This window comes from Nonomuraea sp. NPDC001684, assembly GCF_053596515.1.
Genome location: NZ_JBSFGJ010000711.1, coordinates 1 through 3,067, shown reverse-complemented (window position 1 = coordinate 3,067; position 3,067 = coordinate 1). Strand labels below are relative to the sequence as shown.

The window sequence follows — 3,067 nt, the reverse complement described above, 5'->3', positions numbered from 1 at the left end:
ACCACGAAGAAGCTGTTCAGCACCCGGACCGGGCCGGCCGCCGCACGCACGAACGCGAACCCGACCGGCCGGTCGCCGCTGGTGAACAGGTAGGCACGACGGCTGGCTGGACGGCGCCCTCGCGCTCGACGGCGCGACCGGCTACGCCCAGACCGCCGCGCCCGCCGTCGCCACCGGCTCCGGGTTCACCGTCGCCGTCTGGACCCAGCTCGACTACCTGCCCGCCAAGGACACCGCCGCCGTCGCCCAGCCGGGCGCCAGGGCGGCCGGGTTCCAGCTCGGCTTCGACAAGGAACAGGGGCGGTGGGCCCTGGGCATGGCCGCCGCCGACACCGACACCGCCGCCCTCGTCCGCACCCGTTCGGACGCCGTCCCCGCCCCCCTGGAATGGACGCACGTCGCAGGCGTGTACGACGCCCTGGCCGGCGAGCTGCGCGTCTACGTCAACGGCCGCCTGTCGGCCACCACCGTCACCCCCCACGTGAGCACCTGGACCGCCACCGGCCCCCTGCAACTGGGCCGGAGCAAGACCGCGGGCGTCTTCACCGGCTACTGGCCGGGGACCGTCGACGACGTCCGCACGTACGACGGCGTGCTCAGCGCCGAGCAGATAGCCCAGCTAGCAGCCCAGTAGCCCCTCCCTGGGAGAATCCGTGGACAGTGAGTTAGACCTGCCAGAGCCCAACTGGAATCGTTTTCAGCAGCCCGCCGCCGAGCCCGACGCCCCCGACCCCCGCTGGAACCGCTTCGAGGGCGTCAAGCCCGAGACCGCCTGGCCGCGCAGGCTGGCGACCGTGCTCACGGTCGTGCTCCTGGCGCCCATGGCGTACGCGATGCCCGCCTCCGCCGCGCCCCGCAAGGCGCCCACGGTGCAGAAGGAGACGCCGGTCAAGGGCGGGAAGGTGCCCGTCCTGCCGCCGCTCGCCGATCCCGCCGCCGAACAGGCGTGGAAGGCGCCGCCCAAGGTCGCCTGGCCCGCCGCCGGCACCGCCGAGCTGGGCGGTGCCGAGAGCGCCGCCACGCTCTCCGCCGGGTTCCCGGTGCGGCTGGCCCCCGCTGCCAAGGGCGTGGCCGCGGCCGAGGCCGTCCCGGTCAAGGTCGAGCTGCTCAGGACCGACCTGCTCGGCGTCGCGATGCGCGTCTCGCCCGGCCAGGGCGTCACGGCGGCCAAGGCGTCCGGCAAGACCCGGCTGGAGATCGACTACTCCGGCTTCCGGTACGCCTTCGGCGGCGACTACGGCGCCCGGCTGCGCATGGTCAAGCTCGACGAGTGCGCGCTCGACGCCAAGGCCGCCGCCACCTGCGCCGCGCCGCGGCCGGTCAGGAGCGACAACGACGCCAAGGCGGGCAAGCTGACCGCCGAGGTCGAGACCACCGGCCTGTACGCCGTGACCGCCGCCGCCTCCGGCCCGTCGGGCGATCACGCCGCCACCTCGCTGGCCGCCTCGGCGAGCTGGAGCGTCGGCAACCAGTCCGGCGACTTCTCCTGGAGCTACGACCTGCGCACCCCGCCCGCCCTGGGCGGCGACGAGCCCGACCTGTCGCTCGACTACTCCTCCCAGAGCGTGGACGGCCGCACCGTCTCCACCAACAACCAGCCGTCCTGGGTGGGGGAGGGCTTCGAGCTCAACCCCAGCGGCTACGTCGAACGCCGCTACAAGGCATGCATGATCGACGGCAAGAAGACCGGCGACCTGTGCTGGGACCAGGACAACGCCACCCTGTCGCTCGGCAACTCCGCCGTCGAGCTGGTCAAGGACGCCACCACCAAGCAGTGGCGGCCCAAGCGCGACGACGGCACCCGCATCGAGTACCTCACCGGAGCCGCCAACGGCGACAACAACGGCGAGTACTGGCGGGTCACCACCGCCGACGGCACCCAGTACAGCTTCGGCCTGAACCGCCTGCCCGGCTGGGTCACCGGCAAGCCGGAGACCAAGTCGGTGCAGACCGTGCCGGTGTTCGGCAACAACAGCGGCGAGCCGTGCTACTCCAGCACCCCCGCCGACGCCTGGTGCCAGCAGGCCTACCGGTGGAACCTCGACTACGCGGTCGACACCCACGGCAACGCCACCACGTACTGGTACGAGAACGAGAAGAACTACTACGGCCGCAGCATGAAGCCCGAGCTGGGCACCGTGTACGTGCGCGGCGCGTACCTCACCCGCGTCGACTACGGCTACCTGAGCAACGAGCTGTTCACCAAGGCCCCGGCCGCCCGGGTGGTCTTCGACGTGGCCGAGCGCTGCCTGCCCTCCGGCACCGTCACCTGCGCCGCCGACCAGCTCAAGAAGGAGACCGCGGCGTCCTGGCCGGACGTGCCGTTCGACCAGATCTGCGACGCCGGGGTCAAGTGCACCGACCGGCTGTCGCCGACGTTCTTCTCGCGCAAGCGCCTGGCCAAGGTCACCACGCAGGTGCTCAACGCCTCCGGCCAGTACAGCCCGGTCGACTCGTGGACGCTGACCCACCAGTTCCCTGCCACGGGCGACGGCCTCAGCCCGTCGTTGTGGCTGGCCTCGGTGCAGCAGAGCGGCCACGTGGGCGGCACCCTCACCATGCCGAAGATCACCTTCAGCGGCGTGCAGCTGCCCAACCGGGTGGACGCCAACGAAGGACGCGCGCCGCTGGTCAAGTGGCGGGTCCAGGCGGTGAACAACGAGACCGGCGGCGAGCTGCGGGTCAACTACGCCGCGGCCGACTGCAAGCCCGGCGACGTGCCCGCCGCGGCCGACAAGAACAACCGGCTGTGCTTCCCGCAGCGCTGGGCGCCGCCCGACGAGGGCGAGGTCACCGACTGGTTCCACAAGTACGTCGTCACCCAGACCGTCGAGGTGGACCGCGTCGCCGGCTCGCCGAACGTGGTCACCGACTACGAGTACCTCGACGGCGCGGCCTGGCACTACGCCGACAACATCCTCGTCAAGCCCGAGCAGCGCACCTGGTCGGACTGGCGCGGGTTCGGGCGCGTCCGGGTGCGTGAGGGCGACGGGCAGGACACCCGGCGCACGCTCACCGAGTTCAGGTACTTCCGCGGCATGCACGGCGACAAGCAGGCCGACGGCTC

At 72.0% G+C, this 3,067-nt stretch carries 1 protein-coding gene and 1 pseudogene; both read left to right on the top strand.

Features of this window, described 5'->3' with window-relative positions; translation table 11 throughout:
* Nucleotides 1–106: 106 nt before the first annotated feature.
* A complete protein-coding gene (locus tag ACWCSD_RS50520; RefSeq protein WP_449926652.1) occupies nucleotides 107–634 on the top strand; it encodes a LamG domain-containing protein in 528 nt (175 codons plus the stop codon).
* Between the two features lie 19 nt (nucleotides 635–653).
* A pseudogene (locus tag ACWCSD_RS50515) lies at nucleotides 654–3,067 on the top strand (type IV secretion protein Rhs); the annotation flags it as partial.